Annotated in this window: 14 protein-coding genes; 1 reads left to right on the forward strand and 13 read right to left on the reverse strand. The window is 32.8% G+C overall.

Annotated elements, in window-relative coordinates:
* Positions 1-29 precede the first annotated feature (29 nt).
* The 4 genes from ACI48Q_RS12260 to ACI48Q_RS12275 all read right to left on the reverse strand — a co-directional run bounded on the left by ACI48Q_RS12260 (position 30) and on the right by ACI48Q_RS12275 (position 3,159).
* Positions 30-296, reverse strand: coding sequence for a metal-sensing transcriptional repressor (locus tag ACI48Q_RS12260; protein WP_474919366.1), 267 nt, complete (start codon positions 294-296; stop codon positions 30-32).
* Between the two features lie 53 nt (positions 297-349).
* A complete protein-coding gene (locus tag ACI48Q_RS12265) occupies positions 350-1,165 on the reverse strand; it encodes an ABC transporter permease (protein WP_474919367.1) in 816 nt (271 codons plus the stop codon).
* On the reverse strand, positions 1,158-2,120 hold the full coding sequence (locus tag ACI48Q_RS12270; protein WP_474919368.1) for an ABC transporter ATP-binding protein: 963 nt from the start codon (positions 2,118-2,120) through the stop codon (positions 1,158-1,160). The genes ACI48Q_RS12265 and ACI48Q_RS12270 overlap by 8 nt, the downstream gene beginning before the upstream one ends.
* 499 nt (positions 2,121-2,619) lie before the next feature.
* A complete protein-coding gene (locus ACI48Q_RS12275; protein ID WP_474919369.1) occupies positions 2,620-3,159 on the reverse strand; it encodes a hypothetical protein in 540 nt (179 codons plus the stop codon).
* 256 nt (positions 3,160-3,415) lie between these two features.
* On the opposite strand from ACI48Q_RS12275, the gene ACI48Q_RS12280 reads away from it, so the two are divergent.
* Entirely contained in the window at positions 3,416-4,297 is an 882-nt protein-coding gene (locus ACI48Q_RS12280; protein WP_474919370.1) for an alpha/beta hydrolase, read from the forward strand.
* Positions 4,298-4,329: 32 nt separating this feature from the next.
* Here ACI48Q_RS12280 and ACI48Q_RS12285 read toward each other — a convergent pair whose 3' ends face one another.
* From ACI48Q_RS12285 to ACI48Q_RS12325, 9 genes are all read right to left on the reverse strand, one after another.
* The gene (locus tag ACI48Q_RS12285) at positions 4,330-5,949 is read right to left on the reverse strand and encodes a PucR family transcriptional regulator (RefSeq protein ID WP_474919371.1); all 1,620 of its coding nucleotides are present in this window, start codon (positions 5,947-5,949) and stop codon (positions 4,330-4,332) included.
* Between the two features lie 320 nt (positions 5,950-6,269).
* Positions 6,270-7,214, reverse strand: a complete 945-nt coding sequence (gene arcC, locus ACI48Q_RS12290) for a carbamate kinase (RefSeq protein WP_474919372.1) — start codon at positions 7,212-7,214, stop codon at positions 6,270-6,272.
* A 110-nt stretch (positions 7,215-7,324) separates the two neighbouring features.
* Positions 7,325-8,542, reverse strand: a complete 1,218-nt coding sequence (locus ACI48Q_RS12295) for a dicarboxylate/amino acid:cation symporter (RefSeq protein ID WP_474919373.1) — start codon at positions 8,540-8,542, stop codon at positions 7,325-7,327.
* 34 nt (positions 8,543-8,576) lie between these two features.
* Entirely contained in the window at positions 8,577-9,425 is an 849-nt protein-coding gene (locus ACI48Q_RS12300; RefSeq protein WP_474919374.1) for an oxamate carbamoyltransferase subunit AllH family protein, read from the reverse strand.
* 43 nt (positions 9,426-9,468) lie between these two features.
* Entirely contained in the window at positions 9,469-10,734 is a 1,266-nt protein-coding gene (locus tag ACI48Q_RS12305; RefSeq protein WP_474919375.1) for a YlbE family protein, read from the reverse strand.
* Between the two features lie 17 nt (positions 10,735-10,751).
* Positions 10,752-12,509 carry an acyl-CoA synthetase FdrA gene (fdrA, locus tag ACI48Q_RS12310; RefSeq protein ID WP_474919376.1) on the reverse strand — a complete coding sequence of 586 codons (1,758 nt, stop codon included), beginning with the start codon at positions 12,507-12,509 and terminating at the stop codon, positions 10,752-10,754.
* 21 nt (positions 12,510-12,530) lie between these two features.
* Entirely contained in the window at positions 12,531-13,580 is a 1,050-nt protein-coding gene (allD, locus tag ACI48Q_RS12315) for an ureidoglycolate dehydrogenase (protein WP_474919377.1), read from the reverse strand.
* 180 nt (positions 13,581-13,760) lie between these two features.
* On the reverse strand, positions 13,761-14,552 hold the full coding sequence (gene allE / locus ACI48Q_RS12320) for a (S)-ureidoglycine aminohydrolase (RefSeq protein WP_474919378.1): 792 nt from the start codon (positions 14,550-14,552) through the stop codon (positions 13,761-13,763).
* A 23-nt stretch (positions 14,553-14,575) separates the two neighbouring features.
* Positions 14,576-15,829: an MFS transporter gene (locus ACI48Q_RS12325; protein ID WP_474919379.1), complete on the reverse strand. Its 1,254-nt coding sequence runs from the start codon at positions 15,827-15,829 to the stop codon at positions 14,576-14,578.
* Positions 15,830-15,841 lie beyond the last annotated feature (12 nt).

Below are 15,841 nucleotides of genomic sequence, written 5' to 3' on the forward strand. Positions count from 1 at the left end.
TCCCTTCTATTCTATATCTCCGTCATCATCTATTTCCCAACCACTTTTGCTAAAAGATTTATAACCTCATCTATTTTTTCGCTTCCTTTATCTTGTTCAAATATATCTTTAACACAATGATTCATATGTTGTCTTATTATCAATAAATCAGCTTTCTTCAAAAATGATTGAATTGCTAACATTTGATTTGAAATACCCACACAATATCTATTATCTTCTATCATTTTTATTATTGCTTCAATTTGACCTTTTGCTATTTTTAGTAACTGTAGTGCCTTTTTTTGTTCAACGTTCATATTTCCACTCCCTGAGCTCCTTCATAATAGATGGTGTAGTATAGTGTAGCTATCTATGCTCCTTTTGCCATTCTGATAAATCTTTTGCCTCCCAAATATCCCATAATTAAGATACTTAAGATGATACCTAAGATACTAAATTGTAATGACATATGAGTAATTTGTGGAGTCAGCACTGCTCTTAAAGCCTCATTTACATATACTAAAGGATTGATCAATACTAATTTTTGAATAATTGGTGTTGCAGCTAAATCATTCCAAGAAAAGAATATAGCTCCTAGGAATACCATTGGCATTAAGAAACCAGGAAACATAGCTGCAATTTGCATTGGCTTGATAATTGTTCCTACCAGTAGCCCTAATGTTGCTGATGCAATAGAGGTAAGTAACAAAATAGGAATTAGGATTAAGATACTTTGAAGATTTAGTGTAAGCTCTAAAGAATTCCCCATTAGAATCAAAGAGAAAGGTAATACAATTAATCCACCAATCCAAGATTCTATGATACCTACAAACATCTTTGCTAAAGCAACCGTTCTTATATTAACAGGAGCCATCAATCTATCTTCTATTTCTCTAGAGTTATTGAAATCCATTGTAAGAGGAACTCCAGTACCATGGATTCCCGTAACAATCATACTCATCCCAACCATCCCTGAAAACATCTGGGTTGGAAATGTGGCTGGCATCAAGCCTATCTTTGGCAGTATATATCCATACGCCAAGATCAGTATGAAGGGTAACATGGCTACACGAAAAACAAATTCCCATTTATCACGAATTTGTATCACCAAGTCTCGCTTCACCATTGTTTTAAAAGCCATCCATGTCGCATTTTTATAGGCCTTCTCACTATTTATTTTAGTCATTGTTAACGTCCCCCTTTCCAGTTAAGTGAATGAATACATCATCAAGTGTACTTGTACTCAAACTTATATTTTGTAATGAAGTATTCAATGTTTTTACCCAATCAAGAATATGATTGAAATCAGGATTTTCGTGTTTCATATATAAAAGTAGTAATCCATTTTGAATAACAGCCCTTTCAACATCTTGTAAAGTTTTGGCCTTCTTGATGAAGTCACCTTTTAGTTCTGCTAATTTTATAGATACTATATTATTGCTAGGAATTAAAGCCTTCAACTTATCAGAAGTACCGATTGCCTTTAATTCCCCCTGATCAACTATTGCAATTCGATTACATAATTTCTCAGGCTCTTCCATATAGTGAGTTGTTAAAAATATAGTAGTACCTGCTTTATTTAATTCCAACATCTGTTCCCATAAAATAGTTCTATAGCCTGGATCTAGACCAGTTGTTGGTTCGTCTAGAAACAAGATATCGGGATTGTGCATGATTGCTCTTGCAATCTTTAATCGTTGTGCCATTCCACCAGAGTAGCTCCTCACATAATCATGTTGACGATCTGTTAATCCAAATCTCTCAAGATATTCATCCGCTCTTTTATTTGCAGTTTTATTATCTATTCCAAAATACATTGCATGATAAATAAGATTTTCTCGTGCAGTTAATCCTCTATCCAAATTATTATGTTGAGCTACCACACCAATCTTTCTACGAGCACGAGCTGGATCTTCTACTAGAGATTCTCCGTCAATTAGAATATCACCAGATGTGGCTTCCTTCTGTGTTGTAAGCATACTTATAGTAGTACTTTTTCCTGCACCATTTGGTCCTAGGAATCCAAATACCTCTCCTCGCCTTACATCAAAACTTATGCCTTTGACCGCTTTGATTTTTCGATCTTTGCTTAATATGAATTCTTTCTTTAAATCCCTTACTTCTAAAATATTGTTTGACATCATCTTGCTCCTTCCTTATTTAAATACATTTTATAGTTTAAGTTTTTATAGTGATTTTATTCTTCTTTGACACCCCCCGGGGGTGGGGTGTATCTTTATAATAATACTTCTCTTTTCATATGTCAACTGCTATTTTTTCTACAAGTTACCTTATCAGCCTGTCATCATACTCTATTAACAGAGCTGTTTTGTATATTGTTCACATTTCATTGGAAAGGGTGCTAGTTATTGACACTTGCTCGTATTACTTGTGATTTATCTCCAGAACAATTAGCCATGAAAGTAAATATGACAACACAAGTTATAGGATTAATTGAGGCGGAAAAATATAACCCTTCTCTAAATCGATGTAATCTTCCATTATCATCACCTGCTTTTTATCCCTTTGTAAGGTACCTTACACTGCATTAACAACTGGACACACAAAAAGAACCTATGTACCTCTTGAAACATAGATTCTTAGTTTAACAATATACTTACTGTTCAATTTAAATATTTTTTAATCTAAATTTATTAACCACTCTTCACTACTATATACCTGAAAATTATATACTCCAAAGTTTATATTTTTACCTGAAGACTTATCATCTTCTAATAAAGTAGTCTTAGCATTTCCCATCCCGTTAGTAGTTGTATCGTTATATCCATTAACAATTGAAATATCAAAAGGCCATGAAGAATATCCATCTGTACCAATTTCTCTTGTTACAGAAAGCAGACCATTTTCATCCCTAGCTATTTGTGTAATTATTACTTCAGGAAGGTCTTTTATTCTAATCACTTTATTTACTTGTATACTCTCGTTAATTTTGGGATTAGGTAACTTAAATTCTTCTATATAATTATATACTTTTTCTCTTGTTACACCACAGACTATTGTTCCACCTTCTATTCCAATAATTTTACCTTCAGGTTTTTCAAAAGATTGAAATTCATTTCCTGACAACCCAACTTGCTTACCTAAATATCTATTTCCATGTTCATCAATGAAATATAAATCTCTTATATTATATTCTAATTTTTTATTTGTATTTTTCACTGATTTAATTTGAATACCTACCTTACTATTATCTGGTGATAATGGAACAACTGTTAATTTATATTCTCTTTTTTAAATCTTACTTCTACTTTAAATATTATATATCCTCTATTTCTATGATATTTGCAATTGAATTTACTGTATGCTAAACTTTGATTATACGTTTTCATACCTTAGAATAATTGCTTTTATTCTAATATAGTTGACTAACCTAAATTTAGTCGAATATTCTCATTTTTGATATGGAGGTATTCTTTTGAATTCTACAAATTTAAACAAAATATCACTGGAGACATGCTCCTATAAAAAAACAAATATCGAATTATATACTACACTATATCGAAGCACACAAAAAACAACCCGTGCAACGCTTTTATATTTTCATGGTGGGGGCTTACTATATGGAAAAAGAACAGACCTTCCAGAATATCATATTAATATGTTTTGTGATGCGGGATACTCTATCCTTGCCTTTGATTATCGCTTGGCTCCGGTAACTAAACTGTCTAATATAATGAATGACGTGAAAGATGCTATTATATGGTATTTAAATAACCGTACAGATTTATTTCATTCTAAATGCCCTTATTTTCTATGGGGAAGATCTGCCGGTGCATATTTATGCCTTCTCGCTCCAAGGATGGATTTACCAGAGAAGCCAATTGGAATTCTTTCTTATTATGGTTATACCTTTGCTCACGATTCCTGGTACAATCAGCCAAGTCCGTATTATGTACAATTCCCTGCTGTAGATGAGGAGACAATCACCTCTATATGCAAAGAAGGTGAAACAGCAGAAGGTTTGCTGGATACACGATACAGCTTATATGTGTATGCCCGCCAAACAGGAAAATGGATAGGTATGATTACTGATAATTCTATAGAGGATTTTTATAATTTATACTCATTAAAAAAATCAACAGACTTTAATTATTATCCTCCCGTCTTCCTTGCTCATACTTTTCATGATACAGATGTACCTTTTGCAGAATCTCAAATTTTATCTTCTCTGATACCTAAATCTCATCTATTTGTAGCTTCTGCCAAAGCACATGACTTTGACAAGGACACCACCTGCGAGGATACCTTATCTCTAATAGAAAAATCTTTATACTTTATGAATGAAATAAATTCTTAGATAAATCAAGCACTACATAATAAAGTGACCGCTTATTTGTCTTCTGTTAAAATTAGACTCAATTGTAATTGGAATATAAAATCAGAATCGTCTATTTCCCGCTCCAGAATATCTTCGCATTTTTTTATTCTATATTTTACCGTATTTCTATGAATAAACATCTTATTTGCAGTTTCTGTAATATTACATTTCAACTCCAAATAAGTCTTTAAGGTATTTCTAAGTTCTAAAGTCCTTCTATTCTCTGGATATGCTAATGTTCTTAAATTATAAAGACAGAATCCTTCTACCTGATCTCTAGAAAGTGTTTTTAGCAACTCAGCAGCATTTTTAGTTTTATAATATTTGATATAAGAAATATTGTTTCTTTCTTCTCCCATCTTATAACTTTCTAAGGCTTGAAAATAGGAGTATTTTATTGCTTCTATTTCTGACATTCTATTGCCATATGAAAAGCTAACGTTGACTTTTAACATTGTCTTAAGCTTGTCATGATAATACCTAAGCTTTTCTGTTAAGTCATTTGTATTGCCTTGAATTAAAAACACATATCTGTAATTTTTAATTTCTGGTAGCAAAATCACACTATTACGGTAATCCTTAAATAACTCTTTTTCTAACCATTCATAAATAAAAATATACTTTTGTTCACGATGAGAGAATTTATCAACATGAAACTTGCTATTTTTAAAAGATTCCAATGTTACTAAAACAACATAATAGAACTTGCTAAGTTTTAAACCATGTGCTTTTCCAATGGTTAATAACTGTTGTGACGTCAAATTATCACTTTTACGTTTATTTAATACAAATAATAACGATCTTTCATCATCTTTTAATTTATTATATGAAATACACAGGTTTTTATATAATAAGAATTCAAATGCAAGCAGTACTTGCTCTATGACTAAAGCTGAGGTATCAGCAGATAATGACTCTGAATTAAAAATAAAAAGATAACAAGAACTATCATCAAAAGCATGATAAGGATAAATGGATATTCTATCTTTTTTATTCTTTGTATCAATATGATGTTTCACTGCACTTGATTGTTTTTTATATAGTGAAAGAGAAAAAAATAATTCTTTTGCTGTTTCTATATTTTCTTCTGTAAAATCACGATTGGTACCAATAATATTTCCAAGGGGATCCATAAGTAGAACTGACTTTTTTAAGATAATACTCAAATTATTTAACAACATTTCTGCGGATTCACCCTGAAAAAGAAGATTAGAGAACTTTTTTTGAGTGTTCAATGCATAAAGTATTTCCTTGTTTTGAATGTTCCATAAATAAGAAAGCACCTTTTGATAAACTTCTCCCAATGTAGCTTCCATAGGAATTTGTAAAAGAGGAAATCCCAACTTATCTGCCGTCATGATAACTTTTTCATCTAGTTCATCAATAAAACGGCCCAATTTGATTGCCAATGCTGCACAGGGTAAATCATTTAATCTATAAATAAGTTCACAAAGCTCATCTTGGTTATCTTTATATACCATAGCTGTTGTAATAAGTAAGGTGTTTTTTGGTAGGTAGGTCGTTACATCTGGGGTTTCTGTTGACTCTATTGTTTCCACTTCTCTATACAAATCAGCTTTTGTATTAATTACCTTTAATTTAGTCAAGTTCAATAATTCAAAAATAGTCATCTAACCCCTCCTATTGAGTTCCTATAAATCATTATAAATATCATATGTATTTTTTATTAGAATATCATAACTTCTAGGATATTATACAAACTTTAAATCATAAAATTATTAGGTATATTATAACATAGACCGTCAATTTGTAAATTAAATCATTCATAATACTGAAATTTTTAAAAGTAAAAATTTTTGACAAATAAAAGCACCACAGCTTTTAAGACTGTGATGCTTAAATTATGTTATTGAAATGTGAAATGGAGACAGTATTCTTTCAAAAAGGCTGTAAAACTATATTTTTAACCTTGATTATAAATTTAGCAGTATTAGTCTAAGGTTATAATAGTTCCACTTTCACCTTTTAATGCTAACTTTGCCTTCTCTAGTGAAGCAATAATTGCTTTTCTACCTTTTTTAGATTCAGCAAATTTTAAAGCTGCTTCAACCTTAGGAAGCATACTTCCATTAGCAAAGTATCCTTCCTCAATGTATTTTTTAGCATCTTCTGCTGTCAATTTATCTAAATTTATTTGATTTGGTTTACCGAAATTTATTGCAACCCTATCAACACCTGTTAATATAATAAGTTCATCTGCATCAATATCCTCTGCTAATTTTTCTGATGCAAAATCCTTATCTATTACTGCAGCTACTCCCCTAAGGCTTTTATCTTCCAGCTCAATTACAGGTATTCCACCGCCGCCTACTGTAATTACCACAGTATCATTATCTATCAATGTTTTTATTGATTCTACTTCTACTATTTTTTCAGGTTTAGGTGATGCAACAACTCTCCTATACCCACGACCTGAATCTTCTACCATAACATAATCTTTTTCCTTTTGAAGTTCTTCTGCTTTGTCTTTTTCATAAAATGGTCCGATAGGTTTTGTTGGATTTTTAAATGCAGAATCATCTTTATCAACAACAACTTGAGTTATAAGACTTACTACCGGTTTATTGATTTTCTTTTTCATAAGTTCTTCTCTTAATGCCTGCTGTATATGATAACCAATCATTCCTTGACTCATTGCACCACAAATATCAAATGGCATAGCAGGAGTTACTTCACTTGAATATTCATTTTGTATTACAATTCTTCCTACCTGTGGTCCATTACCATGAGCTATTACTAACTCATACCCTTCTTCTATTAAATCAGCAAGATGAACAGCTGTTTCTTTTACAACTTCTAATTGAGACTCTGCCGTTGCTTCCTTACCTTCAGCTTGAAGTGCATTACCACCTAAGGCTACAACAATTCTTTTCATAATATTCCTCCCAAAAATTTAATATATTCTAAATTCCCATTAAAAATTTTTATTTTTTTATTTATAAAGAGTTGCAATCATAATTGCCTTCCAATAAAATATTGAATTTTCTAACTATTTAATATTTCATAATCTAGTTCTTTTTCATCTTTTGCAATTATCATTGAAATTAGTGCATCAATATCTACATTTAATACAGTTCTAAACATACCAGAAAACCAGTCTATCCCAGAAAGTAGTGCAATACTTTCTACTGGTAGTCCAAGGCTTGGTACTACCATCGCCAATGCTATAAGTCCTCCTCCAGGTACCGCCACTGTACCCAGGCAGGCTAATGTTGATAGTACGACTATTTTAATCATGTTTATCACAGATATTTCAATTCCGTAAAATTGTGCAATCATAATGCAAGAGAGAGCTAAATACATTGCTAGCCCATTACTATTTAAAGTCATTCCAAGTGGATTTACTAATCTAGACACTTTTGGGCTAACTCCTAGCCTTTTTTCACTATCCTCCATTTTGATAGGAAGTGAAATTGCTGAGGATGTAGTTGCAAATGCAAATAATGTCATTCTTGTTAACTTATTTGCAATACGAATAGGACTAACTTTACAATAAAAAGAGACAAAAAGGATTACAGCAATAAGATGAAGACATGAACCTACAGCAAAAATCAATAAGAATTTCATTAATGGTATTATTACTTTAATACCAGTACTTCCAGTTGTATAAGCTACTAGAGCAAATATCCCTATTGGAGCGGTTTTCATGATAATAGTAACCATTTTTAAAGTAATTTCATTAAACTCTTTCAATATTCCTAAAAACTTACAATTTTTGTGATTTACATGCCAAGCACTTAAGGCAACTCCGAAAATAACAGAAAAAACTATTATCTGTATCATGTTTGAGTCCACCATGGATGCAAAAATATTACTTGGAAAAAAATTTAAAATGATATCATAGAGACTCTGATCTACTGTCTCAACTATGTAAGGGCTTTGGGTAACATTAGCTATTTCACCTGACATAAAAATATTTCCTAGAACCATGCCTAACGTGGCTGCTAAAAAAGTAGTAAGCATGAACCAAAAAAACATTTTTCCTCCAATTCTCCCCAGTTCATGGTAGTCTAAATTCCCTACAGCTTCAATAACAGCTCCCATAACCAATAGCACCACAGGCATCATGAGTATTCTTAAAAAGATATCTCCTATAATCTTAATTCCAATTACTTTCTCCTTAAAAATAATCCCGATTAAAATTCCCAGAAAAGCACCAAGCAGAATTTGTTTTGTCATAGAAATAGTCTTCATTTTTTTCATAGGTTCCCCTCCTATATCAATCTCCTAATCCAATTTATAACTTTTTAATCCATAAATTTAGTCCTACAAGAATGCCCGCCATCATATCACGGCCTGAAGTATGTCCAAATTCAAGAATTTTATCTATACTTCTTCTTATCATTTTTTTATCAACTGTAATCAACGCTTGATACATATCAAGCAAAGCATCATTATAACAATTTTCAAAGGCACTGATGTAATAATGTGTACTAATGTCTGTGGTATATTTTTCTTCTTTAATAATTGCCTCTAGTTCTTCTAAAAATTCTTCACTTAATATATTACATATTCTATTTGCAAATAAGATACCTACCAGAAAATCATCTCCTGCTGGAGTTAACCCTAATCCATATCCTACCCATTTTAACAGAACTGACTTTATAAAATCTTTTTCTTTACTTTGGAAACTGGAATATAGTCTCTCTCTTCTCGTATTATCTTCATTTATTAATTGCCATAAGGATACTCCCAGTCCCGTTTTCATATTCATATCAATATTATCTTTAAGTAAATCAAAACAACATCTTGACATCTTATACGGTTTCTGGTTTAAAAAACTGCTAAAACATTTACATCCTTCAAGCTCTATTGTAATTTCTTCTGTTACCAATTGACTCATTTCTTTATTCCAAACAAAACTAATCTTCCTGCCATTCATTAATTCTAATAATGAGGATATATGCTGTTCTTTAAGTAAAATACCATATGGTAATTTCGTGTTTTGTCTGTTTCCTACAAAACATAAAAATTCATTTACTTTTATATTAAATCCACTTTCAAAGCAGCTGTGAACAGCATATTCCTCTTTATCTCTCAATAGCTTCATTAACTCGGCAGAAACCTTTTGGGCTTGTACTTTCATCGCTATTCACCCCGTTATACATATGAAGCTTTATATAATGTAATTACTCTGTATATCCTAATTTTTTCGCATATGCTAAAACTGCTTTTTCAAAGCATTCAATAGGTGGATGCACTGTTCCTGCCCCAATTTGACCTAATCCCGCTTTTTTATGAGCAATTCCTGTATTAATAACTGGAGTAATTCCCTTCTCTACCACTTTTCTAGCATCAATTCCAAGGCATATTCCTTTGAAATTCCATGTTGGGATAATGAAATTAGGATTTTCATCAATAACAATCTCTCTCATTTCATTACTAATTTTCAGGGCATCCTCAAAGCCTCCAGTTCCTACAAACCTGGTAACTGCCGGTGCCGCAATCATTGCCATTCCACCAACACCAAAGGTTTCTGTAATAGCACTATCACCCATATCAGGACTTGCCATATCTCCATCATATCCGGCAAAATACAATCCCTGTGGAGTATTTACAGGTGCTGTAAACCATTCATCTCCCATTCCTGCTATCCTAATACCAAAATTCTCTCCATTCCTACACATAGCTGTAACAATAGTTCCCTGCTGAATTGTTCTCGCACCATCCATAATGGCTTTAGAAGAAGCCATTATGATATTAAGGAAAAATTGGTCTGTATCTGCAAGAAATTTGATAACCTGACTTCTAATATCCTCTTCTATATCAAGCTTAACAATAACAGGACTTATCTCCTTTAAGAATATTAAGGAAGCAGCAATGTTTCTTTGATGAAATTCGTCTCCCATGGCAATGGCTTTTGCAACCATAGGATTAACTGCTAATCCACTTGGAAAACTTCTAAGAGCTTTTCCTAAAATCGGCCCCAACACATCTCTCATCCATCTAAGTCTCTCAATTACTTCTTCAGAATAAGCTCCAAATCTTAATACCTTACCGATTCCTTCATTTAAAGTGCAATATGCCCTGTTACCCTCAGTTGTATTTTCTACAACTAATACTGGCATATTGCCAGAAGTAATTCCACCCATGGGTCCAACTGCCTGTACATGATGACATGGAATAAATTTCACTTTACCTTCATTAAGGAGATTTCTTGCTTCTTCTTCCGTATCTGCCCACTCCTCAAAAAGTACTGCTCCAATACATGAACCCTGCATAGGTTCTGGCATGTTATCCCATTTAATAGGTGGGCCTGCATGTAATAAAACTTTCCCCTCATTGAGTTCCTCAATTACCGTATTTGCTGGTACAACATCTAGAAGAACGGGAGATGAAGTCACTATTTTACCAATAACTGCCTTATTAGCAGCATCTATTGTTTTATAAACCATTTTAAAAACCTCCTATCCTAAGAAAATTTATAATTTCTCAAATAACTTAATGCTTCAATCAATTCCATGTCCCCGCCTGCTGGTGGAGTCCAATTATATTGAACAACTTCACAGGAAAATTCTTTTAGCACCTTAGAAAAGCTTTCTAATCCCACATTAATTATTTTTGGTTTTTCTTGAAGTAATCTACGAACAGCTTCTGATATAGTATATTCTGATTCCTCTGCTGTTTTTTTCATAGGCAGAACAGGCTTTTCTCCTTCATTAAAATCATAACCAATGAAAGCAAGTGATGTTTCTACAGCCTGTTTATTGCTTTCACAAACAATAACTCCTGCATCTTCCATAATTTTCTTTTGTTTATCATAATTTTGATAGTCTTTTCTTGTTCCACATATTGTTGTTACAAAATGTAAATCTCTGTTTTCCTCTTTTGCCTTCTCCTGCAATTCCTTAATAGCTGGCAATAAAGCTCCTGCCATGTCCTCATGAGAACCATACCCTAATACAATATCAAGCAATATCACTCCAGTGGATTCATCTTTAGCTGCCTCTTTCATACATTCCACTCTTTTAGTTGGGTCAATCATTGGATGTGGTTTTCCTTGAGTGTATTTATCATCTCCTAAATCCACTACAATATGCCCTGATGTATTTAACATATAGCCTTCCTGTTTCCCTAAAGGTGCAGATAAATCTAATATATCACGAATCATCATTGCAGCTTCAGCTGCCAATGTTCCTCCTGAATAGTATCCTTTAATTGTCTTATTTTCTTTGGCACAAAAGTTTTTATCTACATTAGCTTTAAACTTATCTCCTTGTACCTTTTCATTTCTTAATAAGCGTACTGCAATTCTAGCTGCTTCATCCAGTGTGTATGCATGATAAAAGTTTTCTTCATGAACTTCAGGTTTTTCACCAAGAAATAATGTAACTACAGGCTTTTTAAAATGTCTTAGTCGTTCCACTACCTGGTTACGAACTTTCTCAGCAGGCGGTTTTGAGATGACAATAATTACCTCTGTATCATTATCCTCTTCCATTGCATTAATGGAATCCATCATAGTAATTGCTCCTATATGTTCAGATAGATCTCTTCCCCCTGTTCCAATTGCATTGGTTACTCCTTCTCCTAAACGGTCAATAATCGTTGTCAACTCTTGTATACCTGTTCCTGAAGCTCCTACGATTCCTATTTTCCCTGGGGTAACATTATTGGTAAATGCTATAGGTACTCCTTTGATGATTCCTGTTCCACAGTCGGGACCCATAACCAGTAATCCTTTTTTATGAGCTTTTTCTTTTAATCTTTTTTCATCTTCTAATGTAACATTGTCACTAAACATAAATACATTTAAATTCTCATCAAGTGCTCTGTCAGCTTCTGAAGCTGCATAAATTCCAGGAATTGATATAACTGCCAAGTTGGCATCTGGAAGTTTCTCCAAGGCTTTATCCCATGAAATTGCGGTATCAGATTCTCCTTTTTTCTTGGATTTTGCTGACTGACTTTTAAAAAACTCATCTACTTCCTTTAATACCTCGTCTATGGTATCATCTTGTGTTTCTACTACAATTGCCATGTCATTAGATCCTGCTTCTAATAATTCAGGTGTTGCCATTCCACTTTCTTTGTATATATCTTTATTTGAGGGGGTTGCCATCATAATAGAGACTTTACTAACACCCTCCATTGTTGAAATCTTATTAGTTAATAACATAAGTACAACAGAATCGTGATAATTTCCCTTATTTATGATTGTTTTTAACATAAAATCACCGCCATTCCTGTTTTATTCTGCAAACTTATTCTTATGGTCATAGTTATTAAAGTGAATAGCGTCACTGATGAGATAATTATAGATGTCATCTACAATTTCAACGCCCTCTTTATCGTATTTTTCTTTTCTAAGCAACGCTCTCTCTCCTGGATAATTAACCTTATCAAAACCTTTCGCTGGTTTTATTTCTCCTAATTCATCTAATACAGTTGACATGTTCTTTTTAAAGCTTTCAATATCTGTAAATCTACTTGGATCAATTACAATATGAAGTTGTCCTAAATCTCTACCCTTAGAAAGATCTTCGTACATAGAACTTACATGTTTTCCAAATGGAAGACCTAATAATACTCCAGATAATACGTCAACCATCATCATAAGTCCATATCCCTTTGGCCCTGCAATAGGAACTAGAGCATTTACCTTAGTTGAGTCAGTAGTAGGATTTCCATCTTCATCTACTGCCCAAGTATCTGGAATTGGTTCTTTTTTAGAACGTGAAACTAAAATTTTACCCCAAGCTTGAACTGTTGTAGCCATATCAAATATTACTGCTCTGCCATCTGCAGTAGGCGCTCCAAAGGCAATTGGATTTGTTCCATAATAAGCCTCTGAACCTCCATATGGTACGGCCATAGGATCTGACTGACACATGGAAATTGCAACTAAGTCTTCTTTTGTAGCCATCTCTACATAGTAACCTATGCTTCCACTATGAGATATATTTTTTACTCCTACAACTGCAACTCCTGTTTCTTTTGCCATCTTAATAGCTTCCTCCATAGAAAAAGTTGCTGCTACATATCCACATCCGTTATCTCCACTATATACTCCACTGGCAGGGCCGGTTTTCTCAAATGCAAATTTTGGATTTGTATTAATGCCACCTTTAAAAATTCTCTCTGCATAATACTCTACTCTTACCGCTCCGTGTGAATGATATCCTCTTTCATCAGACCATGTTAAAATCTCAGCTATTATATCTGCATGCTCACCACTAAGCCCAGCCTTATGTAATTTATCCTTCATTAATTGTCTTAATTTTTTTCTTTCCACTTTCATTTTTACAATTCCTCCTTCAGTAATTAAATATTAATTTTGCTAAAATGTATCTCTATTTTCATTTGTATATTACAAAAATCTCTGTGGAAATCTCATTTAAAATCAAGTCTTTTTTTCTCTTAAATCAAGAGTACATTACAGAGATTTTTGTACTATAAATTTTTTATCTGTATTATATCTTCATATCTTCATATCTCTATTACAATCTTTTGAATAAATGTATGCAAAGTCTTCATCTCTACCAACTCCATAAGCTGCCTGCAAACTGTAAGCACCCATAAAGAGATAATCCCCTTTTTGTACCGGAATCCAATTATTATCTAAGTTATAGACACCTTGTCCTGAATAGATATATGCTCCATGTTCTTGTACATGGGTTTCTATATATCCATGACATGCTCCTGGCTTAAAAGAAAGTATATGGAAATTCATATCAAATCCAATATCTGTAGCAGAAGGTAGAAAATCTTTTACCAATACATCCTTCATTCCTTCATATTCCACCCACTGAATATCATTTATATTACCAATTACAGTATAGGCACTATGTCCTTCTATACGGTCATATCTTCTCTTATATAAGAATGCCCTTACTTTTTTATCTCCAGTATTCTCAAAATATAATTTTTTATCTTCTGGACAGAAGATAAATCCTCCATCTGTAAGCTGTGCCTCTTTCTCTTCATTCCATACTTTTAAATCACCTTCAAATACATAAAGGAAAGTTTCTATTCCATCTCCACCAAAACCTGAATGGTTGTATCCACCTTTCTCAATGTTCAATAGATAATCTACAAATGAAGCTCCTAGCTTTGGAGAGGATAATATGGTAACCTCACAATTTTCAAAGTTAGGAATTACATTTTTCACAATACCATCCGGTTCAATAAGTGCAAAATTCCCACGTTTTATAATAGATCTGTTAGCCAAGATATCTTCTCTATATCCTGTAACCCCATTTAAATAACTCATAATACTTCCTCCTAGTTTTTTAATTAAGCTGTATGTTTTACATTTTTGAAATTCTTAGCATTAAATATTGCAAATAACACAACCCCAATAACTAATAAAAATGCTCCAATATAAAATCCTAATACTCCAGAACCTGTTTTGTCCATAATAATACCTGTAGCTGCTGGAGCAACAATTGATGATGACATTCCAAAGAAATTAAAGGTTCCTAAAGTTGTGGCAAGGTTCTTTTTATCTGCTTTATCTGAAACATAAGAAATCAATACTGGGTCAACTGCCATTTTTCCTAAAAATCCATAAAGTAATAAAATTATAGCTAAACTACTTGTATTAGGTGCCATCATAGATACTGCCACTAAAACAAATGCTGCAACTTCAAGTCCAATAATTATATATGATTTTTTATCTCTCTTTTTATCTGATAAGTAAGCAAAGAATAATGCTCCTGGAACTGCAGTTACTGAAATCATAGATACTATTAATCCAATTAACCCTCCTGTAATTCCTCTTTCAGTCTCTAAGAATTTTGGAAGCCATGTAACAATTAAATAATAAGCATAACATGTACAAAAATACAAAATGTAGCAAGAAACCATATTTAAGCTAAATAATGAAGATTTCTTTTCTGATGAATCTATCTCTTCAACAGTATTTGCTTTGACCTGATTGTCTTTTTTTACAGTGTCTGTATTTTTTATCATAAAGAAGAACCATAACACCATAAAAAAGATTAATGCTGCGGAAATATATACCATTGACTGCCATGACATCTCCAAGGTTTTTACAACATAACTAGATCCAGTCATACCTATGATGAAACCTAAAGCAGAACCACTATTTACTATTGCTGTTGCTATTCCCTTTTTGCTTGGCGGCACATGCTGAGCTGTCAATGAGAAAGCTGCTCCATAATAAGTTCCACAACCAAGCCCTGCAAGCACACTACCCATATAAATAGTTCCTATAGTTTTTGATAATGCAATACTTACTGCACCTAAAGTAAATATAATAAACCCTGGTATTAATACTTTTTTCTGACCAAACTTATCTACCAAAAATCCTGAAGGAATTTGCATAGATGTGTAGCCAAAGAAATAACAACTTGCAATCAATCCCATTGCTGCATTTGTCTGCGGCCCTACTGTTCCCTGAATTTCTGAGTAAATAGGGGATAACATTGCCCTATATATCCAAATAATTGTCCAACCAAGGCAAAAGGTAAATACAATATTTTTCCAATAGTTCTCTGGAAATGATTTTGATGAATCTTCTCTCATTTTCTATCTCCT

Source organism: Clostridium sp. LXY-7 (assembly GCF_056172015.1).